This is a genomic window from Mesorhizobium sp. WSM4810 (assembly GCF_055811235.1).
Genome location: NZ_JBVVQV010000001.1, coordinates 1 through 24,305, shown reverse-complemented (window position 1 = coordinate 24,305; position 24,305 = coordinate 1). Strand labels below are relative to the sequence as shown.

General features: G+C 63.4%; 23 protein-coding genes and 1 pseudogene. 14 read left to right on the top strand and 10 right to left on the bottom strand.

From position 1 onward, the window contains the following. The first annotated feature begins 13 nt into the window (after positions 1 to 13). Positions 14 to 670, top strand: a complete 657-nt coding sequence (locus AC0L3O_RS00120; RefSeq protein ID WP_473614407.1) for an SCO family protein — start codon at positions 14 to 16, stop codon at positions 668 to 670. 287 nt (positions 671 to 957) lie between these two features. On the opposite strand, the gene rpoD is transcribed toward AC0L3O_RS00120, so the two are convergent. Further along, a complete protein-coding gene (gene rpoD / locus AC0L3O_RS00115; RefSeq protein WP_027151164.1) occupies positions 958 to 2,979 on the bottom strand; it encodes an RNA polymerase sigma factor RpoD in 2,022 nt (673 codons plus the stop codon). Positions 2,980 to 3,363: 384 nt separating this feature from the next. After that, positions 3,364 to 5,325 (bottom strand): DNA primase, encoded by a 1,962-nt coding sequence (dnaG, locus tag AC0L3O_RS00110; RefSeq protein ID WP_473614717.1) that lies wholly within the window; start codon positions 5,323 to 5,325, stop codon positions 3,364 to 3,366. 384 nt (positions 5,326 to 5,709) lie between these two features. On the opposite strand from dnaG, the gene AC0L3O_RS00105 reads away from it, so the two are divergent. After that, positions 5,710 to 6,462 (top strand): hypothetical protein, encoded by a 753-nt coding sequence (locus tag AC0L3O_RS00105; RefSeq protein WP_473614406.1) that lies wholly within the window; start codon positions 5,710 to 5,712, stop codon positions 6,460 to 6,462. A gap of 44 nt (positions 6,463 to 6,506) precedes the next feature. Continuing rightward, positions 6,507 to 7,088, top strand: coding sequence for an RES family NAD+ phosphorylase (locus AC0L3O_RS00100; RefSeq protein ID WP_473614716.1), 582 nt, complete (start codon positions 6,507 to 6,509; stop codon positions 7,086 to 7,088). Between the two features lie 214 nt (positions 7,089 to 7,302). Here AC0L3O_RS00100 and AC0L3O_RS00095 read toward each other — a convergent pair whose 3' ends face one another. After that, positions 7,303 to 7,632, bottom strand: a complete 330-nt coding sequence (locus AC0L3O_RS00095) for an RcnB family protein (RefSeq protein ID WP_473614405.1) — start codon at positions 7,630 to 7,632, stop codon at positions 7,303 to 7,305. Positions 7,633 to 8,055: 423 nt separating this feature from the next. On the opposite strand from AC0L3O_RS00095, the gene AC0L3O_RS00090 reads away from it, so the two are divergent. The 3 genes from AC0L3O_RS00090 (at position 8,056) to AC0L3O_RS00080 (ending at position 11,450) form a co-directional block, all read left to right on the top strand. Beyond that, entirely contained in the window at positions 8,056 to 9,720 is a 1,665-nt protein-coding gene (locus tag AC0L3O_RS00090) for a Na/Pi cotransporter family protein (protein ID WP_473614403.1), read from the top strand. Between the two features lie 209 nt (positions 9,721 to 9,929). Continuing rightward, positions 9,930 to 10,142 (top strand): DUF2061 domain-containing protein, encoded by a 213-nt coding sequence (locus AC0L3O_RS00085; protein WP_023799755.1) that lies wholly within the window; start codon positions 9,930 to 9,932, stop codon positions 10,140 to 10,142. A 126-nt stretch (positions 10,143 to 10,268) separates the two neighbouring features. After that, on the top strand, positions 10,269 to 11,450 hold the full coding sequence (locus tag AC0L3O_RS00080) for an MFS transporter (RefSeq protein WP_473614402.1): 1,182 nt from the start codon (positions 10,269 to 10,271) through the stop codon (positions 11,448 to 11,450). A 10-nt stretch (positions 11,451 to 11,460) separates the two neighbouring features. Here AC0L3O_RS00080 and AC0L3O_RS00075 read toward each other — a convergent pair whose 3' ends face one another. Continuing rightward, complete coding sequence (locus AC0L3O_RS00075; protein WP_287176070.1) at positions 11,461 to 12,018, bottom strand: GNAT family N-acetyltransferase; 558 nt, start codon at positions 12,016 to 12,018, stop codon at positions 11,461 to 11,463. A 109-nt stretch (positions 12,019 to 12,127) separates the two neighbouring features. Here AC0L3O_RS00075 and AC0L3O_RS00070 point away from each other — a divergent pair, with 109 nt between their 5' ends. Continuing rightward, entirely contained in the window at positions 12,128 to 12,631 is a 504-nt protein-coding gene (locus AC0L3O_RS00070; RefSeq protein WP_473614401.1) for a DUF1801 domain-containing protein, read from the top strand. A gap of 311 nt (positions 12,632 to 12,942) precedes the next feature. Then, positions 12,943 to 13,407: a DUF1801 domain-containing protein gene (locus tag AC0L3O_RS00065; RefSeq protein ID WP_031255178.1), complete on the top strand. Its 465-nt coding sequence runs from the start codon at positions 12,943 to 12,945 to the stop codon at positions 13,405 to 13,407. Between the two features lie 81 nt (positions 13,408 to 13,488). On the opposite strand, the gene AC0L3O_RS00060 is transcribed toward AC0L3O_RS00065, so the two are convergent. After that, on the bottom strand, positions 13,489 to 13,938 hold the full coding sequence (locus AC0L3O_RS00060) for a GatB/YqeY domain-containing protein (RefSeq protein ID WP_031255180.1): 450 nt from the start codon (positions 13,936 to 13,938) through the stop codon (positions 13,489 to 13,491). A 277-nt stretch (positions 13,939 to 14,215) separates the two neighbouring features. On the opposite strand from AC0L3O_RS00060, the gene carA reads away from it, so the two are divergent. Continuing rightward, positions 14,216 to 15,433, top strand: a complete 1,218-nt coding sequence (carA, locus tag AC0L3O_RS00055; protein WP_128171088.1) for a glutamine-hydrolyzing carbamoyl-phosphate synthase small subunit — start codon at positions 14,216 to 14,218, stop codon at positions 15,431 to 15,433. Position 15,434: 1 nt separating this feature from the next. Here the strand turns inward: carA and AC0L3O_RS00050 are convergent, their stop codons facing one another. The 4 genes and pseudogenes from AC0L3O_RS00050 to AC0L3O_RS00035 all read right to left on the bottom strand — a co-directional run. After that, positions 15,435 to 16,688, bottom strand: coding sequence for a TCR/Tet family MFS transporter (locus AC0L3O_RS00050; RefSeq protein ID WP_128247800.1), 1,254 nt, complete (start codon positions 16,686 to 16,688; stop codon positions 15,435 to 15,437). A gap of 179 nt (positions 16,689 to 16,867) precedes the next feature. Beyond that, a complete protein-coding gene (gene ypfJ / locus AC0L3O_RS00045) occupies positions 16,868 to 17,800 on the bottom strand; it encodes a KPN_02809 family neutral zinc metallopeptidase (RefSeq protein ID WP_023799764.1) in 933 nt (310 codons plus the stop codon). Positions 17,801 to 18,004: 204 nt separating this feature from the next. After that, entirely contained in the window at positions 18,005 to 18,193 is a 189-nt protein-coding gene (locus tag AC0L3O_RS00040; RefSeq protein WP_023799765.1) for a hypothetical protein, read from the bottom strand. 81 nt (positions 18,194 to 18,274) lie between these two features. Further along, positions 18,275 to 18,411 (bottom strand): annotated as a pseudogene (locus tag AC0L3O_RS00035) (manganese-binding transcriptional regulator MntR); the annotation flags it as partial. Positions 18,412 to 18,504: 93 nt separating this feature from the next. On the opposite strand from AC0L3O_RS00035, the gene AC0L3O_RS00030 reads away from it, so the two are divergent. Together AC0L3O_RS00030 and AC0L3O_RS00025 are read left to right on the top strand one after the other, a co-directional pair. Then, on the top strand, positions 18,505 to 19,338 hold the full coding sequence (locus AC0L3O_RS00030) for a protein-L-isoaspartate O-methyltransferase family protein (RefSeq protein ID WP_236387360.1): 834 nt from the start codon (positions 18,505 to 18,507) through the stop codon (positions 19,336 to 19,338). Positions 19,339 to 19,485: 147 nt separating this feature from the next. Continuing rightward, complete coding sequence (locus tag AC0L3O_RS00025) at positions 19,486 to 20,139, top strand: dihydrofolate reductase family protein (protein ID WP_473534283.1); 654 nt, start codon at positions 19,486 to 19,488, stop codon at positions 20,137 to 20,139. 91 nt (positions 20,140 to 20,230) lie between these two features. Here the strand turns inward: AC0L3O_RS00025 and AC0L3O_RS00020 are convergent, their stop codons facing one another. Beyond that, positions 20,231 to 21,409 (bottom strand): MFS transporter, encoded by a 1,179-nt coding sequence (locus AC0L3O_RS00020; protein ID WP_473481496.1) that lies wholly within the window; start codon positions 21,407 to 21,409, stop codon positions 20,231 to 20,233. Between the two features lie 191 nt (positions 21,410 to 21,600). Between AC0L3O_RS00020 and AC0L3O_RS00015 the strand changes: the two genes are divergently transcribed. From AC0L3O_RS00015 to AC0L3O_RS00005, 3 genes are all read left to right on the top strand, one after another. Next, complete coding sequence (locus AC0L3O_RS00015) at positions 21,601 to 21,957, top strand: ArsR/SmtB family transcription factor (protein ID WP_027151146.1); 357 nt, start codon at positions 21,601 to 21,603, stop codon at positions 21,955 to 21,957. 254 nt (positions 21,958 to 22,211) lie between these two features. Continuing rightward, entirely contained in the window at positions 22,212 to 22,970 is a 759-nt protein-coding gene (locus AC0L3O_RS00010; protein WP_473534282.1) for a metallophosphoesterase family protein, read from the top strand. A 370-nt stretch (positions 22,971 to 23,340) separates the two neighbouring features. Continuing rightward, complete coding sequence (locus AC0L3O_RS00005; protein WP_473534281.1) at positions 23,341 to 24,138, top strand: SH3 domain-containing protein; 798 nt, start codon at positions 23,341 to 23,343, stop codon at positions 24,136 to 24,138. Positions 24,139 to 24,305 lie beyond the last annotated feature (167 nt).

The window sequence follows — 24,305 nt, the reverse complement described above, 5'->3', positions numbered from 1 at the left end:
AATGCTTTCTCTGTTGCTGGCCGCCGCGCCGCCCGCGCTGGCGCATCATCCGGGCGCCGATCTCGACAAGATGATGGGCAGTGAGGAGAAGTTCTTTCAGATCATCGACGAACCGGCTGCGCCGCCGTTCGAACTGGCCGACGCGGACGGAAAGGCCGTCCGCCTTTCTGATTTCTCGGACAAGATCGTGGTGCTCTCCTTCATCTTCGCGAGTTGTACCGATCTGTGTCCAATCCATTCCGAGGTGATCGCGGACATTCAGCGCAAGGTCAACGCTACGCCGATGAAAGACAGGGTGCAGTTCCTGGCAGTGACAACCGACCCGGTAAGGGACACGTCCGAAGTCCTCGATGCCTATGGTCCAGCGCACGGGTTGGATGCCAGCAACTGGATGTTTTTGACGACACGGCCGGGCCAGCCGGACCGCACGACCCGGAAATTGTCAGAGGCTTACAATGTACGCTTCGAGCCGCTGAAAGACGGCCAGCAGATGCATGGGGCCGTCACCCACGTCATCGATCGCGGCGGACGCTTCGCTGCCAAGTTCCACGGCCTCAGGTTCGACCCGCTGAATATGGTTCTTTATATCAACGGCCTCACCAACAACGTCCGGAAACCGGCAAAACCCGAGCCCGGCTGGTGGGACAGGCTCAAGGTAATGTTCCTATGAACATTGACCCCCTGAAAAGGCACTTTCGGCGATGCCGCGGTTCACGACAACATATCCATGAGGAAGCGCTGCAACGCATGAATGATCGCGGTTCCTCATCCGAAGCCTCTAGGGATCAGAACCGAAATGGTCGGTCCTAGCCTACAACAGCATCCGCAGCATCAACCTCAGATCAGCCCAACCCGCATAGGGCTGCATCATCGAAACGACCCCGCCAATCAGCGGGATCGTTTCGATTCTCACACAGCCTGCGCAGCGCCCTTTAAATTGCTATCCGTTACCCGGCATCAGCTGTCGAGGAAGCTCCGCAGCTTGCGCGAGCGGCTCGGGTGCTTGAGCTTGCGCAGCGCCTTGGCTTCGATCTGGCGGATGCGCTCGCGGGTGACCGAGAACTGCTGGCCGACTTCCTCCAGCGTGTGGTCGGTGTTCATGCCGATGCCGAAGCGCATTCTGAGCACGCGCTCTTCACGCGGGGTGAGTGAAGCAAGCACCCGCGTCGTCGTCTCGCGCAGATTGGCCTGGATCGCTGCGTCGATCGGCAGGATCGCCATCTTGTCCTCGATGAAATCGCCGAGATGCGAATCCTCCTCGTCGCCGACCGGCGTTTCGAGCGAAATCGGCTCCTTGGCGATCTTCAGCACCTTGCGCACTTTTTCCAGCGGCATGGCGAGCTTTTCCGCCAGTTCCTCCGGCGTCGGCTCGCGGCCGATCTCGTGCAGCATCTGGCGCGAGGTGCGCACGATCTTGTTGATCGTCTCGATCATGTGCACCGGAATGCGGATTGTGCGTGCCTGGTCGGCAATCGAGCGGGTGATCGCTTGCCGGATCCACCACGTCGCATAGGTCGAGAACTTGTAGCCGCGGCGGTATTCGAACTTGTCGACCGCCTTCATCAGGCCGATATTGCCTTCCTGGATCAGGTCGAGGAACTGCAGGCCGCGATTGGTGTATTTCTTGGCGATGGAAATGACGAGGCGCAAATTGGCCTCGACCATTTCCTTCTTGGCGATCGCGGCTTCGCGCTCGCCCTTCTGCACCTGGTTGACGATCTTGCGGAATTCCAGGATCGAGATCGCCGTTTCGGTGGCGAGATTCTGGATCTCGGCGCGCAGGTCGCGGATCGCGTCCTTTTCGTTCTTGGTGAATTCCTTCCAGCCGCGCGAGGTCAGATTGCCGATCGAGCGCGTCCAGTTCGGATCGAGCTCCGAGCCCTGGTACTCCTTCAGGAATTCCTCGCGGCGCACGCCATAGCTTTCGGCCAGCCGCAACAGCTTGCCTTCGTTCTGCACCAGGCGCTTGTTGATGTCGTAGAGCTGCTCGACCAATGCCTCGATGCGCGCCGTGTTCAGGGATAGCGACTTCACCGCCTTGATCAGCTGGTCCTTCAGCTCCTTCAGCCGGCGGTCCTGGCTGGGCGACAGCGTGCCGGCGGCAGCCAGCCGGTTCTCGACCTGCTGGTCCTGCAGCTTGCGCAACTTCTTGTAGGTGTCGGCGATGACGTCGAGCGTCTCCATCACCTGCGGACGCAGCTCCGCTTCCATCGCCGCCAGCGACAGGCTGGCTTCGTCCTCGTCTTCCTCGTCGTCATCAGTCAGACCGCGCGTGTCGCCGCCGACATTGGTGATGTCGTCCTCGTCCTCGCGCGAACGGCGCGGCTTGTCGTCGGTCTTGGCTTCCTCGATCCGCTCGACCACCGGCGCCTGCTTGGCCTCCGGTCCGGCATAGGTCGCTTCGAGGTCGATGATCTCGCGCAAGAGGATCTTCGATTCGTTGAGCTCGTCACGCCAGATGATGATGGCCTGGAAGGTCAGCGGGCTTTCGCACAGGCCCGCGATCATCGTCTCGCGGCCAGCCTCGATGCGCTTGGCAATCGCGATTTCGCCCTCGCGCGACAGAAGCTCGACCGAGCCCATCTCGCGCAGATACATGCGAACCGGATCGTCGGTGCGATCGGTCGGCTCTTTCTTGGTGGTCGTCGCAGCAACGGCGGTACCGGTCTGCTCGGCCAGTTCGTTGGCGTCTTCCTCGGCGTCGGCAGCCGCGTCGGCGGCTTCGGGCTCCTCGCCCTGCTCGTCGTCCTCGACCACGTTGATGCCCATGTCGGAGAGCATGGCCATCGTGTCCTCGATCTGCTCGGAGGTCACTTCCTCCGAGGGCAGCACCGAATTCAGTTCGTCCATGGTGACATAGCCGCGCTTCTTGGCGGCCTTGATCATCTTCTTGACAGCATCGTCGGAAAGGTCGAGCAGAGGGCCATCGGTGGCGCCTTCACGTTCGGTCTCGACCTCTTCCTTTTCTTTTGTCGCCATTCTTTATTTTCTCCAAGCGGCCAGGTATCTAGCCGCATAAGTATCAAGCCGCGTAAGCTGCCGTACCGGTTAAATCAGATGCGCTCTCGCTAGAACGCGTTCCCCGGGCCAGTAACTGCATCTCTCGTTAAGTCCAGATTAACCCTGGTAACTGTGTCAGGCTGACCGCCTGTCCAGTGACCGGTACCTCACATCGCTGCATTTCCGTCGACGCCGGCGCGGGTTAACGTTTCGAATCGTCCTGATTCCGTCATTCTGCCAGAAGGTCAAGCGCCTCTCGCATGATTCGCATGAAAAAAGCGAATCAATTACCCGACTTAAGCGCCGCGGCTGATTCGACGCGCAAGCACGGTTCTGCACTTTCACTCTTTCGTAAGCTTCGACCTACACCCGCCCGGCCCTGCCCGAAGACACGCCGAACCCTTCAATCAGCGCCTCCGTTGCCTGCACATCACGAAATTGCGCCTGGATCTCGACGAGATGCCGGTAGTTTTCGTCCGTGGGATCGCTGGCGAGCGCTGCTTCTGCCTGTTTCAGCTCCTTATGTAAGGTGCGCGCGCTGCGCTGCAAGTGGAGCGCCTGGCTGAAGGCGTCGCGGGCATCGTCAAGTCCGGCCGTTTCCAGCGCCGGCCATTGCCGCGCCCGTTTGATCAGCGCCACCACGCGCGCCCAGATCTCGCCGCAGCCGGCACGTTCGATCGTCGCGATCACCGCGTTGCGGTCGTTGGCCATGTCATGCGCCATCGCATCGAGGATCGCCGCGTGCAATCGCTTCAGATCGGTGTTGGCGAGGTCGAGGAACTCGACATGCGCGAAATTCTCGTCGATCAGCGCCGGATGATTGACAAGAGCTGCGATGATCGTCGCCTCGCGCACCGACATCCCCTCGCTGCCGCGCTTGACCAGCGCCGAGCGGCCAAGGCTTTCGGTGATCGCGGTGCGTCCACCGGCATTGCCGCCGCGTGCGAACTGCCCGCCAGCAGCTGAGCCCTTGCCCTGAAAGCGCCCGCCGGACCGCCCATCTTGGCGCCCCCCTTGATAGGTTTGGCGCGCGCCGCGCTGGGCGCCGAAAAAGCTTAGCACTCGCTCGCGCATTTCCTGTTGGTAGTGATAGCGCAAGCTCTCGTCGCGGATGCGGCTGGTCAGTTCGCGCAGCGTTTTTTCCAGTTCCGCCCGTCGTTCCGGCGTGTCGAAGATGCCGCCGGCCGTTTCTCGCATCCACAAAAGGTCGGCGAGCGGCCGCGCCTCGGAAAGCACGGCGCCAAACGCGTCCGGCCCTTCGGCCTTGACCAGATCGTCGGGGTCCTTGCCTTCGGGCAGAAGCGCAAAGCGCACCGAGCGGCCTGCCTGGACCGCCGGCAGCGCCATGTCGGCGGCGCGCCATGCCGCCTTCAGACCGGCCTGGTCGCCATCGAAGCACAGCACCGGCTCGCCGGCCATCCGCCACAGCAGTTCGAGCTGGTTTTCGGTCAGCGCGGTGCCGAGCGGCGCCACGACATTCTCGAAACCGGCCTGCGCCAGCGCGATCACGTCCATATAGCCCTCGACGGCAATCACCGTGCCGCCCTTGGCCACTGCCTTGCGCGCCCGGGCGAAATTATAGAGCACGTTACCCTTGTGGAAGAGCTCGGTGTCGGGCGAATTCATGTATTTGGCGAGCGCATCGGCTGCCAGCGCCCGCCCGCCAAAGGCGATTATCTTGCCTCTGGAGTCCGGGATCGGGAACATGATGCGGTCGCGGAACCAATCGTAGGAAACCGGAACGTCGTCGCCATGGCGCACCAGCCCGCATGCCTCGATATCGGCCTTGGGCACGCCCTTGGCGGCAAGATGCTCCTTCAGCGCATTGCGACTGTCGGGCGCATAGCCGAGCCGGAACGACTGCTGCGTCGCCGGCGTCAGCCCGCGGTCGCGCAGATAGGCGCGGGCTTTTGCGCCTTCCGGTCCCTGCAGCCGCTCCTGGAAGAAGGCGGTCGCCATTTCCATGACTTCGGTCAGGCTGGCGCGTTCCTTTTCGCGCCGTTCCTCCCAGGCATCGCGCAACGGCATCGGCACCCCGGCCATGTCGGCGATCTTCTCGACCGCTTCGGGAAAGCTCATTCCGTCGAGTTCGGTGAGGAATTTGAAGTGGTCGCCCGAAACCGAGCAGCCGAAGCAATGATAGCGTCCCTTCTTGTCCTCGCAGTGAAAGGACGGGCTCTTCTCGCCATGGAAGGGACAGCACGCCCAATAATCGCCGCGCGGCGCGTTGGTCTTCTTCCTGTCCCACGCCACGCGCTGGCCGATCACCGAGGAAATCGGCACGCGGTCGCGTATCTCGTCGAGGAAGGCAGGTGGAAAGCGCATCGGAAACGGCTCGTTTGCGTCCATATAATCACGCCGGCGAAACCCGACGACTCCTAATGCGAACCATACCCGGTTTTCACAGGGCAAAAAGAAGGCGGCCGTTGCAAGCCCCGGCCCGTAACCGAAATGTGGGATGCATGTGAGCGCACGGAGAATATCTGTGCCCACGATCTTGTAGTCGGCAGCCGCACCGTCAAGAACTCCGTGTCAATGGTTCTCATCAACTTGCCTGAGACACACCCGGCACCGTCCAGCAGGCCGCCGGCAGGCATGTGTCAAGGCTGCGCCGGAACGGCCGTTGCCGGCCTTCCGCTTGAAGAACGCCGGCACATGATATAAGTAAGTTGCGTCGATCATTACTGATCTCACCTCGTGGAGGCTCCAATGACGAACGCACTGTCCAGCATGCTCAAGGAGGCCGAAATCGAACGGCTGATGGCGGACACGCTGATGGAAAGATTGACCGCAGCAGAGGCGCCGAGGAAGGCCGGCGGAAAGAATGTAGCCCGAAGCCGGAACCTCAAGGCCGCAGGGTTAAAGCGATTGAAAGCCGTCGTGAGGAAGGCGGTAAGGGACGTCTTCGACGGTGTGGGGGCCTCCGAAAAACTGGATCCCGCCGCCGTGCGGTTGCTGGAACCGATCAGCGCAGTTGTTGCAAGAAAGCGAGCCGAGATGTCGGAGCGGAACATGGAACTCTTGGTGGAGGCCATGTTGCCCGCCAACGACCCCATGTCGGCAGTCCGATCGAAGATCGAGGCTGACAACGCCAGGGCGCGCGTGAGGTTCGCGGAGGAAGTCCCCTGCCTCACGAGTGCCGAGCTAGCCGAACTGGCAGGCCACAGCGCCCGCAACAGGAGCGCCACGGGGTCCAGGTGGAAGGCCGAAAGGAAGGCGTTCTCCATACAGTTGAGTGGCCGCGAGCTGTTTCCCGCGTTCCAGTTCAAGGACGGCAAGCCTGATCCGGCGGTTGCGCGGGTACTGGACGCGCTGCCGCCCGGCATGAGCCAGTGGCAGGTCGCCTTCTGGTTCCTTTCGTCCAATCCGTGGCTGGACGGAGGGGTTCCTTCGGAAAATCTGGGCAAGGTAGACGCGGTCGTCGAAGCGGCACGTAAGTTGGGAGAGGAAGCGGCAGGTTGACATCCGTCCCTGCTCCGCCTCCGGACCTGGAATGCAACGTCCTCGTGCTTCCCGCCGGGACGGAACTGCATCGCGTACACTCACGCAACCGGCGCGCCCACGAGTTCAATCCCGGCTCCGGCTCCTCGAGGTTCGCTCCCTTCACAAGCCGGAGCATCCAGGTGCCGACCATGTACGCAGCGACTTCTTTCGGATGCGCCGCATACGAGTCAATGTTCCACGACATCAACCCTGCAGCGACCTTCAAGTCGGTCCCGCTGAGCAAGGTCGAAGAACTCGCCGGCTCGCGCATCGAGATCGATCGCAACTTGAAGCTAGCCCGCCTTTTCGAGCCGGATCTCAACAAGTGGGGCATCACCCGTCAGTCATTGATCGACACGCCGCCATCCTCCTACCCCTCAACAAGAGGTTGGGCACAAGCGATCCACGACGCCGATCAGACACTCGACGGCATGATCTGGACATCGCGGCGCTTCGACGAAGAAAAATGCCTGATCCTGTTCGGGACCCGCGTCGACACGTCGTCGATCGGCGTCGTGAGTTCCGACGATTTCGCAAGCACGCCGGGCCTGCTCGACCGACTGATCGAACTCGGCCGGCTCTCGCGCATAGTGCTGACCCTGTGACAATCCTGGCTAGAAGCAGGAGAAATCCGAAGCGCTGCAAACCGGAAGGATGCTCGCTTCTTCGGATTTCTCCAGCAGGTCAAGCCTCTGCAAGTCGTTGCGATGCCAGGGATAACCATCGACTATCCGACTGAACATCCACATTCAGTTAGGCTTAGGGGCCGGTTGCAAGCCCTCCTTCCTGTCCGGCATTGCGCCGATCGACGTTTGACGGTCAGTGCGCGGCAATCGCGCCGAAGATGATGCCGGAGACGACGCTGACCAAGAGATAGTCGTTGCCGACGCGGATCCATTCCTGGCCACGGCCCGGACGACGCAGGCCATAGTGGCGATAGTCGCGGACCGGCTGGTGGCGCCTCCAACTCGAATATCTCTGGCCGTTGCGCCAATGGTTCCTCTTGACGACGACTTTCTTCTTCACCACGACGCGCGTCTTGACGTGCCTGTCCGGCTTCTTCCAGTCGACCTGGCTGTAGGTCGACTGCGGTGCATTCGGCGCGTTCAGCGGCGCTGCCTGACCCTGCAGGGACGTCGCAGCCAGCATCGATACGGCGACTGCGGAAAGAATGATGCGTTTTCATGACGGGGTACTCCTTGGTTGTCGATGCCCAAGCAATAGAGCCCGAAGAATGAACCGAAACTGAACACGCGGATTAGGTTTTTGTAATGATTTCATGTATTTATAACATCCAACTCAACACTCGGCTCAAACCTGATCTGAAGCGGTCGTCGGCACTTGAGCGCGCGACCATCAAGAAGCCGGCCGGCGATGCAACCATTTTGCGATCCATCCATTTCCGACACGCCCTGTCGCGCAACAGCCGGCCGAATTGCGCAAAATTTATTATCCGGCTAAAAGTAATCGGAGTAGTATCGACCTTTGCAATGTCCTTGATTCGCCCCCTCTTTTGCGCCTTTGCCATCACGGCTCCCATATTGCTGGTGGCTGTCGGAATGCGAGCCTGACATGAGCGGTTCGGTCGTTTTGCTGCATCTTGCCGGCGCGGTGGCGCTGATGCTGTTTGCCACCCGCTTGGTGAAGACAGGTGTCGAGCGCGCCTATGGCGATGTGCTGCGCCACAAGCTGCGCGCCACCATGCGCAATCCTTTCATGGCGGTTCTGGCCGGCTGCGGCCTGGCGATCGCCCTGCAAAGCTCCACTGCCGTCACCTTGCTGGTCGGGTCCTTCGCCGGCGCCGGCATCGTCAGCGGTATATCGGGCCAGCTTGCCGTGCGCGGCGCCGAGATCGGCTCGGCGCTGGTGGTCAAGCTGCTCACCTTCGACCTGTCGCTGCTGGTGCCGGTCTGTCTTGTCGCCGGCACCGTCATGTTCATGGCCACCGAGCGGCGCGACTGGCGCCAGTTCGGCCGCATCCTGGTCGGCATCGGCCTGCTGGTGTTGTCGCTGGAAATGATCGGCCAGGCCTCGGAGCCGCTGCGCCAGAGCACGCTGATGCCGGTCGTCGTCGATTACTTCTCCGGCGACCCGGTCACCGCCTATCTGCTGGCGGCGCTGGTCACCTGGCTGTTCCATTCCTCGATCGCCGCGGTCCTTTTGATGGTGACGCTCGCCGGCCGCGGCTTCATCCCGCCCGAACTCGGCATCGTGCTGGTGCTCGGCGTCAATCTGGGTTCGTCGATCATCGCGCCGCTGCTCACCCGCAATGCGGAGCCGGGCGTGCGTGTCGTACCGATCGGCAATCTCCTGATGCGCGGCATGGGCTCGCTGGCCATGCTGATCCTGTTCCTGTGGTTGAAGCCGCCGGTCGCCTTTCCCGGCGCCACCGTGCCCGACCAGATCGTCAACGCCCACATCCTCTTCAACATCCTGATCCTGGTTGCCGGCCTGCCGCTGGCCGGCCTTGTCTACCGCGTTTCGGAAAAGATCGTGGCGCTCGGCACCAAACCGGCGCCGGCAGAAGCGCTCGACGTCGTCGAGTTGTCCGCGCTCAACGACAGCGCCCTTGATGTGCCGAGCCAGGCGCTGGCCAACGCCACCCGTGAGGTGGTGCGGGTCTGCGAGACGGTCGAGATCATGCTGAAGCGCATCATCGAGCTCTATGAAAGCGCCGACGCCGACAAGATCAAGGCGCTGGCCGCGCTCGACGACCGCGTCGACAAGAAACATGCGTCGATAAAGCTCTATCTGGCCAAGGTCACCAGGAACCCGCTGAGCGAGGACGAGGCGCTGCGCTGCCAGGAGTTGATCGGCGCCTGCGTCAAGCTCGAACAGGTCGGCGACATCATCGTGCGCAACATGCTGGTGCATGTCAGGAAAAAGCTTGAGCGCAGGCTGGAGTTCACGCCCGAGGGTTGGCGCGAGCTTAGCGGCTTCCATGCTTCGGTGCTCGCCAACGCGCGGCTTGCCTTCAACGTGCTGGTCTCGCGCGATCCGGAGACCGCCCGCCAGCTGGTGCTGGAAAAGGATCGGCTGCGCGACCGCGAGAAGGAGACCAGCGCCAGCCATTTCGTGCGGCTGCGCGACGGCACCGCCAAGAGCGTCGAGACCAGTTCCATCCATCTCGACACAATCCGCGACCTGAAGCAGATCAATTCGCTGCTTGCCTCGATAGCCTACCCCGTGCTCGAGGAACGCGGCCTGCTCACCGGCTCGCGGCTGAAGGCCGGATAGATTGGGCCCAGCGCGGGAATTGCCTGGAGCCGGCGCGCGAAAATTAGTCTTTGCTAACCCTTCTGTCTGTCGGCTAGAGCATTTTTCAGCCAACCGTCTTCGCTTGGCGTCGGACAACACGCGTCAAGCAAAGACCTGGAGCGCGGTTTTGGTTCCACCAGAACGCAAGGCGCTCTAAGGATCGCTTAAAATCCGCCGGGAGAAAGTCTATGGATACCCATTCGCGCAGTTTCGCCAAGGCGCTTTCCTGGCGCGTCACCGGCACGGTCGACACGATAATCATTTCGCTCATCGTGACGGGCAGCATCAAGCTCGCTGCGGCCATCGGCGTGACCGAGGTCATCACCAAATCGCTGCTCTACTATTTTCACGAGCGGGCGTGGTTGAAAATCCCCTACGGAAGGAAGACGACGACCGTCTAGCCTTGTGCGGCCGGAGCCTGGCTGAACCGATGAAGAAAACCTAAAGCGGCGTCGAGAATTTCTGGATTGCCCGCCGCTCTCGTCCGTGATTTGAGCCATCTCGTTCAAGGATCGCCTTCCCGCGCCATGCTTCCCCTCATCGCCCTGTTCATCGCTGCGTTCGCATTCGGCACCACCGAGTTCGTCATCGCCGGCGTGCTGCCGCAGGTGGCGGACGGCCTTGGCGTCTCCATCCCAACCGCCGGCTACCTCGTCTCCGGCTACGCCGGCGGCATCGCGATCGGCGGACCGCTGTTGACGCTCGCCACCAAGACGCTTTCCCGCAAGGCGTTGCTGCTTGGCCTTGCCGCAGCCTTCACCATCGGCCAGGCCGCCTGCGCCCTTGGGCCCGACTTCGCCTCCATGTTGCTGTTGCGGATTGCAGTGGCCGTGGCGCACGGCGCCTACTTCGGCGTCGCGATGGTGGTTGCGGTCGGCCTGGTCCGCCAGGATCAGCGTGGAATGGCCGTGGCGCTCATCCTGTCGGGCCTCACGGTCTCCAATGTCATCGGCGTGCCGGCCGGCACGGCGATCGGCAATATTTGGGGGTGGCGCGCGACGTTCTGGGTGATGTGCGCGCTTGGTGTGGTTTCCATCGCCGCCATGGCCGCCCTCCTACCGCGCCGGACGGGATCGTCGCGCCGGCCCGTCAGTTTCGGCAGCGAGGTCCGCGTGCTCGCACGCCAGCAGGTTTGGACGTCGCTAATCCTCATGCTGATGCTGATGATCGGCCAGTTCGGCCTGTTCACCTACATCACGCCGACGCTGCTTGAAGTCACCGGCCTCGGCGAGGGCCTGGTGCCCTGGGTGCTGCTACTCAACGGTGTCGGCGCGACGATCGGCGTCTTTCTTGGCGGGCGGCTCGCCGACTGGAAACTGATGCCGTCGCTCATCACCATGCTTTTCATGCAGGCGGTGACACTTGCCGTCATTTACGCCGCCAGCCCGTACCCGGTGCCGATGGTCGTTGCGACCACTATCTGGGGTGGTCTCAGCTTTGCCATCGGCACCCCGATCCAGACCCGTATCCTGACCTGGACGGCGGACGCCTCCAATCTCGCCTCATCGCTTATCCCGGCCGGCTTCAATGTCGGCATCGCGCTCGCCGCCTCGCTCGGCGCCGCCATGCTCAATGCCGGTTATGGCTATCGCAGCCTGCCGGTGGTTGGCGCCATGGCCATGCTGGTCGCCGTGGCGGTAGCGCTCGCCTCACATATCTGGGAGTGGCGCCGAAACACGATGCCGCCGCTGCCGGCCGCTGCCGAATAGTCGGCAGGCGCTACAGGTCGATGCGATAGCGCAGGCTTTCGGCGCCGCCATAGGCAGCGTCCTCGAAGAATCGCCCGACGAGCCGTCCGCCATTGGCCAGGACCACCTTCTGCGAGGCGAGATTACCCGGCTTGGCGGTGATCTCGACGAAGGGCAGGCCGAGCGCCCTCGCCTCGCCGAGCATCAGCCTCACTGCCTCTGTCGCATGGCCGCGCCGCCGCTTCCATGGCACTACGGCATAGCCGATGTGGCCGAGCACATGTGGCGGCAGCTCGGCGGTGCCGCGCTGCCAGCGAAGGCCGATCGAGCCGGCGACTTCGCCGTCCCAGATCCAGCGCCGGAATCCCGGCAGGCGCGGCACGTTCGTCCCATCAGGCAAGGTGATCGGACCACCCTTGGCATCGGGGTCGTCGAGATCGGCGAGGAAGGCCGTTGGATTCTTTTCGATGGCCGCAAGCTGCTCGCGCGTCGCCTCCATCAGCCGCACATTGTCCGGCGACCAGCCGCGCTCAAGGGCGGCCTTATACGACGGCAGATGTTCAAGCGCCGGTTTGACGAGTTCAACCATGACGTACGATCGCTCCGCTGCCGCCCTCGGATTCTGAAGTTGATCTTCAGGGGCGGCTTTCTAAAATCAAATGTCATCGATTGGGTCCACCTACTTTGGAGTGAACACAATGGCCGACCACAGGTCCGAGAAGTCGGCGAAGGCCGCCGCCGAGCGGGGCGCGGCAACCAAACCGCGCAAGGCGACGCCGAAGCCGCAGTCCGGCAAGGAAGCGAAGCCGGCACTCCTCGCCGGCGGCAACCCCCAGATCGCGAAGGCCGAAGGCGACGCTCCCGTGCAGGCCTACATCGCGGCCATGCCGGGCTGGAAAAGCGACGTCGGGCGCCGCCTCGACGCAATCATCGCGCGCACCGTCCCCGGCGTGCACAAGGCCGTCAAATGGAACTCGCCGTTTTACGGCATCAAGGGCCAGGGCTGGTTCCTGTCGTTCCATGTCTTCACCCGCTACGTCAAAGTGACCTTCTTCCGGGGCACGTCGCTGCGTCCTGTCCCTCTCGGCGAGTCCAAGCACAAGGACGTGCGCTACCTCGACATTTATGAGGACCAGCTCGACGAAGCTCAATTTGCCGCCTGGGTGAAGCAAGCCAGCCAATTGCCCGGCGAGCGACTGTGAGATGCATCGCGAATTAGCCAAGGGCGTCTGCCATCGGGACGGTGCAACATCGCCGTGACCCCTCATGGTTCGGCCTCGGCTCGCGAGCATCTCTGCGAGCCCATGTCGCCGAAAGGTCGCTGGCGCTGGTGGCGGCGCCGACAATGTTCAACAAGCGCCGCCAAATCGTAGCTCCATTTTCGTGTGATCCTCGTTGCAAATCGGGTCCGGAGGGACGAAGGTTCCTCCGCGACGTTGAGAGTTTGTCGCCCGGCATTGGCACAAAGCCCAGACGCCAGGCGTCGACGTGCACAAAGCCACTGGGACCAATCATGACCAAAGCGACAACAGCCATGAAGAAGGGCGGCTCGACGGAGGGAGCAGGAGGAGACACCCCCTCTCAATTGATAGATGCGAGAATCAAAGAGCTGAGCGATTGGCGGGGCGAGATGCTCGCTCGGATCCGAACCCTCATCAAGCAGGTCGATCCCGAAGTGGTCGAGGAGTGGAAGTGGAGAGGGGTTCCGGTGTGGGAACACGCCGGAATTATCTGCACCGGTGAGACCTACAAGAATGTCGTGAAAATGACTTTCGCCAGGGGCGCCACGCTGGAGGACCCATCTGGCCTCTTCAACTCCAGCCTCGAAGGCAACACCAGGCGCGCCATCGACATCCATGAGGGCGACAAGATCGATGAAGAGGCGTTGAAGGCGCTCATTCGCGCCGCCGTGGCACTGAACCTGTCGGTGCGAGCTGCCGCCCGCCCCGCCCGCTCTCAGAAACCGAAGAGCGCCTGAGAATCAATCATATGCGGCCAGGGCTGGCGCCTCGCTGTCGCCTCCTCCAATGCCTTACGAGCTCGCTGCAGCGGCAAAATCCTACTGCAGCAGTCCCTTGACGATCCCGCTCGCCTTGGAGAAATCCATCTGGCCGGCGTATTTCTCCTTGAGCACGGCCATAACCTTGCCCATGTCCTTGACGCTGCTGGCGCCGGTCTCGGCGATGGCGGCGCGGATCGCCGTTTCGGTCTCTGCCTGGCCCAGTTGCGTCGGCAGGAAATCGCGGATGATGGCCATCTCGTCGCGCTCCTGCGCGGCAAGCTCCGGCCGCTTGCCGTCGTCGAAAGCCTTGGCCGACTCTTCGCGCTGCTTCACCATCTTGGCCAGTATCTGCAGGATCTCGTCGTCGCTGGCCGGCTCCTTGCCGGCGCCGCGATTGGCGATGTCGCGGTCGTGAATGGCCGCCTGGATCAGCCGCAATGTCGGCAGCCGGCGCTTGTCCTGCGCCTTCATCGCGCTCTTCAGGGATTCAGCGATTTTGCCGCGCATGATGCTTTCTCCTTCGAATGCGACGGACAATAGCCGTGCCGAAAGCCCAAGGTAAATTCGACGCCGCCCGGCAAACCGCTGATATTGTTCGACGAAATAAATCGCGCCTGCGGGCGTAGCATCATTGACCGCTCTGGCGCCTTCCCCTATGTACTGGGCCTTGCATGAACTGAGTTTTTGTTGCGCGCGCTGGCTGCGAAATCGCCGCTGCGCGCGGTTTGCTGCGCAGAATGGTCCGCCGGACCGATTGAAGGGCGCAGCCTTTAGGAGTGCCGCCATGGCAACGATGACCGCCGCGTCGACCCCCACTTGGGCCACCGAGAAGCCGACCGCCCTGCTGGTGCTGGCCGACGGCACCGTCATCGAGGGCCGCGGCCTTGGCGCCACCGGCTCCGCCGTCGCCGAAGTCTGCTTCAACACCGCGCTGACAGGCTATCAGGAAATCCTCACCGACCCGTCCTATGCCGGCCAGATCGTCACCTTCACCTTTCCGCATATCGGCAATATCGGCACCAATGACGAGGACATCGAGGATCTCAACCCGGTTGCCCGCGCCGGCGCAGTCGGCGCCGTGTTCAAGGCCGACGTCACCAATCCGTCCAGCTATCGCGCCGCTTCTGGTCTTGACCAATGGCTGAAGAAACGCGGCATAGTGGCGCTTTCGGGCATCGACACCCGCGCGCTGACCGCGCTGATCCGCGAAAAGGGCATGCCCAACGCCGTCATCGCGCACGCGCCCGACGGCATCTTCGACATCGAGGAGCTGAAGCGCCGCGCCGCTGCCTGGTCCGGCCTGATCGGGCTTGACCTGGCCAAGGACGTCACTTCCGGCCAGTCCTCGGTCTGGCGCGAGACGCCGTGGGTCTGGGACGAGGGCTTTGGCGAACAGACCGATCCGTCCATGCATGTCGTCGCCATCGACTACGGCGTAAAACGCAACATATTGCGCCTGCTTGCCGGCCTGGGCGCCAAGGTCACCGTGGTGCCGGCCAACACCGGCGCCGAGGATATCCTCGCCATGCGGCCCGACGGCATCTTTCTCTCCAACGGTCCCGGCGACCCGGAAGCCACTGGCGACTATGCCGTTCCGGTCATCCAGGACTTGCTGAAGACCGACATCCCGGTCTTCGGCATCTGCCTCGGCCACCAGATGCTGGCGCTGGCGCTTGGCGGCAGGACCGCCAAAATGCATCAAGGCCATCACGGCGCCAATCATCCGGTCAAGGATCACACCACCGGCAAGGTTGAGATCGTCTCGATGAACCACGGCTTTGCCGTCGATGCCGGCTCGTTGCCCACGGGCGTCGAAGAAACCCATGTCTCGCTGTTCGACGGCTCGAACTGCGGCATCACCCTGACTGGCAGGCCGGTGTTTTCGGTCCAGCATCATCCCGAAGCCTCGCCGGGCCCGCAGGACTCGCATTATCTGTTCCGCCGCTTCGTCAATCTCATCCGCGAAAAGCGCGGCGAGCCGGCGCTGGCGGAGCGCGCCTGATTCAGGTTCGCACCGTCGCCGTCGTGACGTCCCTCACCGCGCTCGGCTTCTCGACCCTGAGCACAAACGCGATCAGCGACAAAGCAAGAAAGATACCGCCGAGCACAAAGGGCGCGCCGCCGAACGTCACCGGCGCGCTCGGCCCGGTGAACCAGGCGAAGATTCCCGTATAAAGCAGCGGCGTTATGATGCTGGTGATCGAAAACACGCTCGTCATCGCACCTTGCAGTTCGCCTTGCGCGGAGGGCGGCACCTTGGCCGCCGCCAGGCTCCGCAGCGGCGGATCGGCCAGCGCCTCGAGGCAGGTCGCCACGATCACCGCATAGATCATCCAGCCCTTCCACGCCGCGGCATAGCCGAAGGCGGCGAGCGCGGTAAAAGCAAGGCCGATGGCGGCGGTCCGCCATTCGCCGAGCCGTGGGATGACGCGCGGCAGGACAAAACCCATCACCAACGCCCCGCCAAGGCCGAAGACGCCGAGTGAGAAGCCGATCTGCTGTTCGCTCCAGCCGTAGCGGTAACTGCCGACGAACGACCACACGGCAGGGTACATCATGTGACCGAGCGTCATCAGGAAGAACACCAGGCCGATCCAGCCGATCCCCTTGTAATTGCGCATCTGCTTCAGGGCGCCGAGAGGATTGGCGCGGCGCCATTCGAAGCGGCGCCGGTGATGCTGCTCCAGCGTTTCCGGCAGGAAGAACCAGCCGACGATGAAGTTGATCAGAGCAAGCACCGCCGCGCCCCAGAACGGCACGCGCGGCCCGAATTCGCCGAGCAACCCGCCCAGCACCGGGCCGATGACGAAACCGACGCCGAAGGCGATGCCAAGCAGGCCGAAATTCTTCGCCCTGTTCTCGTCGGTGCTGACATCGGCGATGAAGGCGGAGGCGGTCGAATAGCTGGCGCCGCTGATGCCGGCCAGCACCCGGCCGATGAACAGGACCCAATAGGACCAGGCCACCGCGCAGATCAGATTGTCGACGGCGAAGGTCAGCACCGAGGCCAGCAGGATCGGACGACGGCCGAAGCGGTCGCTGAGATTGCCGACCAGCGGCGCGAACAGGAACTGCATGGCCGCATAGACGAAGAACAGCCAGCCGCCTTCGATCGCCGCTTCGCTGACCCCGACGCCGGTCAGTTCCTGCAGATAGGCCGGCAGCACCGGCATGATGATGCCGATGCCGGTGATGTCGAGCAGCAGCGTGGTGAAAACAAGCGCAAGGCCCCGCCTGGCGGTTTTGGCTTCGATCATGACGGTATCGACTCCTGGAGCCGCCTCGCAGCGAAGGTGGAAAGCTCGTTATAGGCGAGCAAGCCCCACAGAACAATAAGGGAACAGGCCAGGAATTTTCATCCTGACATCAACTGTCGATATGAGCGCGGCTGCACCGCCGCCCCTTTCAACGCCATTTCAACGAGAGCCCAAACACCTCAGATCGGGGTGTTGAACGTATCGCAGTCCGACAGCTTGCCGCTCTTGTAGCCGCGTGCCAGCCAGGTTTGACGCTGCTGCGAGGTGCCATGGTTGAAGCTTTCCGGCACGACATAGCCCTGCATCTTCTTCTGCATCGTGTCGTCGCCGATCTGCTGGGCGGCGTTCAGCGCCTCGTCCATGTCGCCCTGTTCCAGAATGCCTTTCTGCCCGGTGAAATGCGCCCAGACGCCGGCGAAGCAATCCGCCTGGAGCTCGACCTGCACCGACATGTGGTTGGCCTCGGCCTCGCCCATCTGCTGCCGCATCTGGTTGAACTTGGGCAGGATGCCGGTGAGGTTCTGGACATGGTGGCCGACCTCATGCGCGATCACATAGGCTTGGGCAAAATCGCCCGAAGCGCCGAATTGCTGGTCGAGCTGCTGGAAGAAGGTGGTGTCGAGATAGACCTTGCGGTCGCCGGGGCAGTAGAACGGGCCGGCCGCGGACGAGGCGAAGCCGCAAGCCGAACGGATCTGCCCGCTGAACAGGACCAGCTTGGGGTCCTCGTAGGTCAGGCCCTCGGCCCGGAAAATGCCGGTCCAGGTGTCCTCGGTCTCGGCCAGGACAGTCGAAACGAACTGCTTCATCTCGTCGGAGGCGGGTGCCCCGGTGCCACCGCCCTGTTCTCCGCTGTTGTCGGTGATCTGACCGCCGCCACCCGGCACCAAGCCGCCACCGGCCAGGATCTGAAGCGGGTCGATGCCGATGGCCTTCAGCCCGAAATAGAGGACCACGAGAATGATGATGGTCGACAGCGACATTCCGCCGCCGGAGCGGCCGCCGATCGGGATGCGGAGACGGCCGGGGCCGCCGCGCGGCAGGTTGAGCCCGCCGCCCTGGCCGCGTTGGTCCTCGACATTGTCACTTTGACGACGACCTTTCCAGAGCATGGCAACTCCCCGCGATGCACGTATCGGTACCTTGCCGATCTCATGGCCCGATCCGACCCAACAAACAATTATCCCAATGGTTGCGCCAAGTCACAGTATTTTTCGCATGACGGGCCCGCCGGCTCTGGGGTCAGTCCGTGCACGACACCCGCGGCTGAGAGCCCTGCCGGCGCTTTTTTTGGTCTTGGACTTGGTCAGTCACGCTCAGATCTTCTGCTTGGTGCCCGCGCTCTTGCCGTCCGAGCTTTTCGAGCGCTCCTCGAAGCGGGCCCCGCCCTTCTTGAGCGGGCGTCCAGTATCCGCTTCGGTCTTGCGTTCGTCCTTCGCCGCAGCCTGCTTTAATCCCTTGGCCGCTTGCTTGCCCTTCGCTGTCGGTGCCTGTTCAACGCCCATCGTATCCTCCTCGGTCTCGCGCCAATTGCTGGCACGATCTCAAACGCCGCGGCAGCGCGGCGGTTCCGGCAGGACTGTCGGCCGCATCCGCATCTTGGCCACCGTCGGCTGGGCGACGCCGAGCCGCGCCGCGATGTCGACCGGGCCTCGTTGCCGTTCTCGATCAGGTCGGCGACAAGCTGCATATAATCTTTGAGCAGCGCACGGCGCCGCGCTTCGCCGCGTCGGCTGAGGGTTTTCTCGACCATGCATTGAGTGAGCTCGTGGGGCTGCGCGACAATTCGGTCAATCGCGCTATCTTCTCACGCGACATGACCAGAATTGCCGAAGCCAGAAAATTCTACGCGCGACTGATGGCTGCCAATGCAGGTTCGGCCGATCCGCGTCTCGAGGACGTGTTCGCCGCGGTGCCGCGCGAAGCTTTTCTCGGGCCCGGGCCGTGGACGGTCGTCGCCGGCAACGGCAAGGTAGAAACGCCGAGCGCCGATCCTGTTCACATCTATCAGAACGTGCTGGTGTCGCTCGACGCCGAAAAGGGCATCAACAATGGCGAGCCGTTCCTGCATGCCATGTGGATCGGCAAGGTGGCGCCAAAACCCGGCGAGGCCGTCACTCATGTCGGCGCCGGCACCGGCTATTACACAGCTCTGCTGGCAAAACTGGTTTCGCCGGGCGGCGCAGTCACCGCTTTCGAACTGGATTCCAGTCTCGCCGAACGTGCGATCAAGAATCTCGAAGCCTACGGCAATGTGACCGCCATCCATGGCGATGCGGTCGTCGGCGGCCTGCCACCGTCCGACATCATCTATGTCAATGCCGGCGTTGCGGCACCCCCAGCCGAATGGCTGAAGGCGCTGAAGCCCGGCGGCCGCATGGTCTTTCCGTGGCGTCCGGCCGAGCGCATTGGCCTCGCGGTGATGGTGACACGCACGGATAAGGGGTTTGCCTGCGATCCGTTCATGCGATCATGGTTTATCCCTTGCATCGGCGCCTCGGCGGCCTCGACAAAAATCGACCGCGACAAGGCGGCACGCAGCCGAAAGATCTGGCTGACGGCCGACAAGGCACCGGACCGCACCGCCACCGCCGTCATCGGCGACGTCTGGTTCTCGTCGCAAAGTGTTGGCGGCAGGCGGTCGCAATGACGTCGCCGCGTCGAGGCGTCCCGTGCTTGCCGCTCGATATGCGCCGGGGACCCAGAAATTTTCCGGCCCTGTCGGGCAGGCTTCCGCTCGCACGTCCTTTGGCCGAAATTCGGCGGCAACGGCACGGATAATGAAAGGGAGAATCCAATGAGGAAGATCACCACTGCGACATTCGTCAGCCTCGACGGCGTCATGCAAGCGCCCGGTGGGCCGCAAGAAGACCCGCTCGGCGGCTTCGAATTCGGTGGCTGGACGTTCCATTACTGGGACGACGTCGGGGGCGCCTTTATTGGTGAGACCTTCGCAAAACCCTTCGCGCTGCTCCTCGGCCGCAAGACCTACGACATCTTCGCCGCGCATTGGCCGTACCAGAAAGACGATCCGATCGCCGACCGTTTCAACGCCGTCACCAAATATGTGGCCACCCACCGGCCCGACACGCTGTCGTGGCAAAACAGCCAGTCGCTTGGCGACGACGTCGTGGCTACCCTGCGCCAGCTCAAGCAGGAGGATGGGCCGGGCTTGCTCATCCAGGGATCGAGCGAACTCGTCCAGACCTTGCTCGCCAACGACCTGATCGACGAGATCAGCCTGCTGACCTTCCCGCTGGTACTGGGCAAGGGCAAGCGGCTGTTTGGCAGCGGCGCAATCCCGGCGGCTTTCAAGCTGAACCGCTCACAGGCATCGACCACCGGCGTCATCATAGCGAGCTATGAACGCGCCGGTGAGATCAAGACTGGATCCTTCGCCCAGCAACAGCCGTCCGAAGCCGAGATCGAGAGGCGCCGGACCTGGAAGTAGTGTGGGGTTACAGGACCTGAGTTCCTTGCTCGGAACCCAAATTCTGCCCGGCAGCGCGATGAGGACAGCGCCACGCTTCCGCGATCTTCCTTTACTCCGCCGGCATGGCCACCGCCCGGGCGGCCCGGTGGCCGGCCAGCATGACGCCAAGACCCAGGATCGGGAACACCGCTGCGATCAGGCCGAGATCAGCCGGCGCGCCATAGCGCAGCACCGCGCCGCCGACGACGGCGCCCAGCGCCACGCCGAGATAGAGCGCCGAAGCGTTGAGCGACAGCACGATGGGCGCTGCGTCGGGCGCCAGCCTGATGATGCGGCTGGCCTGCGCCGGCGGGAAGGCCCAGCCGACGATGCCCCACGGCACCATCATGGCCATCAGCGCCGGCCCGGCGATGCTGTGCGGCAGGAAGGCCGGGATGACCGAAAGCATCACCAGCATGACCGCACTCAGCGCCAGCGACCAAGTGACGGTGCGCGTCGCACCGAAGCGGTCGGCCGCCTGCCCGCCGGCGATGTTGCCGATGACGGCGCCGACACCGAACGCAAGCAGCATGCCGGGCAGCGCGATCGGGCTCAAGCCGCCGCCTTCGATGGCTAGCGGCGCGACAAAGGCAAAGACCGTGAAGGCGCCGGTGAGCGCCAAAAGTGTAGTCAGCAGGATCGACGGCACGCCGGGGCGAAGCGTTGCGGCCAGCCGCTGCCTGAGCGGCAGCTTGGTGCCGACGATGCCGCGCGGCAGCCGGTACCACAGGATTGCGCCGGCCAGTGCGCCGAGCCCGGCGATGGCAAAGAACGTGCCGCGCCAGCCCGCAACCGTCGCGACAAGCGCGCCGAGGGGTGCGCCGACCGCCACCGCCACCGTAGTGCCGCCGACGACGACGGCAATGGCGCGGGCGCGGTGATGATCATCGACAAGCGCCACGGCCGTCCCCTGCGCCGTCGCCGCAAACAGGCCGGACGACAGCGCCATGACGATGCGCGCGATCAGCAGCAGTTCGAAGGAGGAACTGAGCGCCGCCGCCAGGTTGCCCAGCACGAAAAACACCAGCGTCCACAAGATGACGCGTCGCCGGTCCCATTCGCCGGTCAGCGTCGCCAGGATCGGCGCGCCGAGCGCATAGGCGAGCGCGAAGGCGGTGATCAGCGTCCCGGCGAGCGAGACCGAGATGCCGGCATCCCCCGCGATGTCAGGCAGCAGGCTGGAGATGACGAAGCCTTCGGTCGCGATCGTGAATGATCCGAGCGCAAGCCAGAAGAGGCGCTTGTCCATGGTGAAATCCTTAGTTCAAAAGTCATTGAACAATTGTACATAATGGCGCATGTTGTCAATGAGCCGCCCGAGAATAGCCGAACACTGCTGACAGCCCCATGTCAGGATAAGGTAGCGGGAGGTGGAAACTGAGGGCATCCACCAGGAGGAGATGCGTTGAAATCGGCCCTGATTGCGCTTAGTTCTCCGGCATGACGCTGCCCCACCCCACCGCCGACCAGATCAGCCTGCCGAACGTGCTTGCCGTGCTCGGCGATCCCACCCGGCTGGCCATCGTGCGCTATCTCGCCAGCAAGGAGGGCGTGCCGCTGAATTGCAGCCAGTTCCTCGATCTCGGCTCAAAGACCAATCTCAGTTACCACCTGGCCAAATTGCGCGAGGCCGGCGTCACCCGCACCGAGGTCGTCGGCACCAGCCGGCTGATCACGCTGCGCCGCGACGATCTCAATGCACGCTTTCCGGGGCTGCTCGATAGCGTCATTGCCGCAGCCGTCGACGACCCAGCTCTGCCCGCGGTCGGCGCCTCCGAGATTGAAGTTCGCGCCTAGCCTAGCAGGACTTGGGTTCCTCGCCCCGCATAGCGGGGGAGAGGTGGCCGCGAAGCGGTCGGAGAGGGGGGCCTCTGAAGTGGCACACCAGGGGAAAGTTGTCTAAAAGCATTCGGAATCACGTCGGCGCAGTCCCCCTCTCCGTCTCGGCTTCGCCGAGCCACCTCTCCCCCACTTTGGTGGGGGCGAGGAACCCAAGTCCTGTAGGGTCCGCTCTTCCCCTGCCAGTCATTCGTCAACTCACGGAGCTTCCCATGCGCATTGCCGTTCTCGCCGATATCCACGGCAACATCCTCGCCCTGGACGCCGTGCTCGACGATCTGCGCCAGCGCGGTGGTGCTGACCTCATCCTCAATCTCGGCGATTGCGTCTCCGGCCCGCTCTGGCCGCGCGAAACCATGGAGCGGCTTGAAGCGCTCGCCCTGCCGACAGTTCGCGGCAACCACGACCGCCGCGTCGCCCGCGATACCGCGGATGAAGCCATGTGGCCGTCCGACCGCTATGCGCAGGAACGGCTGACATCGGTCCAGCGCGAGGCACTGTTGGCCTTGCCGCTCACGCTGGAGATCGCCCCAGCCGTGACCGCCTTTCATGCCCGACCCGACCATGACGAAAAATACCTTACCGATACGATGGCCGACGGCCGGCTGGCGCGCGCGCCGCTCGTCGCCATCAAGCGGCGGCTGGCCACGCTCGATCCCGCTTGCCGCATCGTGCTGTGTGGCCACAGCCACCGCAGCGAACTGATCCGTATCCCCGACGGCCCGGTGGTCTTCAATCCGGGCAGCATCGGCTGCCCCGCTTATGGTGACGACACGCCACCGGCGCATGTCTCCGAGCAAGGCTCTCCGCATGCACGCTACGGCATCGTCGAATTGGGTGGGCCGGGCCGCTCCGACCGCTTCGACGCCATCGCCGTCGACTATGACCATGAGGCGGCAGCGCGGCAGGCCGAACAGGCGGGGCGGCCGGAATGGGCCTACGCACTGCGCACCGGATTTATGTCCGACTGAACGCAACGAGTTCATACCCCAGGCATGAACGCGGAACGCGTTCATGCCGCACGCTGAGCTTGCTCATGCCGCGGACCGAACACCATTCCCCGGCCGCATTTTCCGGCTTACATAGCGCCATGTCGTCGCTTATAAAATCGTCCTGGAATGCGGCGGCGATTCTGTGCCCGGCCGCGCCTCGGAAATGCTTATATCGCCCACGGCCAAAATGATGAGGCGCACAGTTACGCTCCGAACGACGCTGCTGATTGCCGCCCCTCTCCTGCTGACGGCGCTGCTGCCGGCCAGGGCCGAGGAGGCGCCTTTCGTCTCCATCGTGACCGACCTTGCTCCGGGCGATCTCCTGAACGTCCGCGCCACGGCATCGGCGATGGGCAAGATCAAGGCTCGGCTGCCGAATGGCACGAGCGTCAACAATCTCGGCTGCAACGACGTCAATGGCTATCGTTGGTGCAAGGTCGCAGAAATTGACAACCCGCAACTGGCGGGATGGGCTCCCGCGCGCTACCTGAACCCCGAGAATCCGGCGGCAGTTGCGGAGGTGGATATCGAAGCGACCGGCGAAAGCACGGCCGCTGCAGCCGGCGACTCGAACCCGGCAACTGCAGATCAGCCACCGCCGGACCTGACGGCGCGCCTGGATGCGACCGGTCGCGAACCCACGATGACTGCCGTTGAGGCAATCGGCAGAGTGGCCATCGAGGATGCTTACCGCCTGGCGCTTTTTGCCAGCGAAAATCCTTCGGCCGGCGAGAAGCAGGCGCCCGCGGCAGCGGACAAGCCCATCCGCAATCGCGCCGCCAATGCGGCGCCTCCGGCCAACGCGCAAACCGTTGCGCGGCTGCAGCCGCCAGGCAGGCCCGCGCCGGCGCTGGGTGCCCGCAACGAGATTCCTTGCGCGCGCCATGTCGGCCAGCCGATGACCAGCTGCAAGGCAGGCGTTGTCCACACGGGCGACAAAGCCGAGATCACCGTGACCTGGCCCGATGGCGGCACCCGGGTCATCAGATTCCAGGCCGGTCGGCCCGCCGGCTCGAACGCGTCAGGTGAATTCCGCTACACCCGCGAGGGCGGCCTGAACATCATCCGTGTCGGCGTTGCCGAACGATTCGAGATTACCGACGCCCTGGCGCTGGGGAATGAGTGGTTAAGGGGAATAAGGCAGTAGGGCAGTAGGGCAGTAGGGCAATATGTTTAAGGGCGCTCGAACCCCTGCCCTACTGCCCTACTGCCCTACTGCCCTACTGCCCTACTGCCCTACTGCCCTACTGCCCTAATTTCGGCATGGCGAGGTTGCGAGGTGAAGTTATGGAGTGGTGGGGGGGGGGGGGGGGG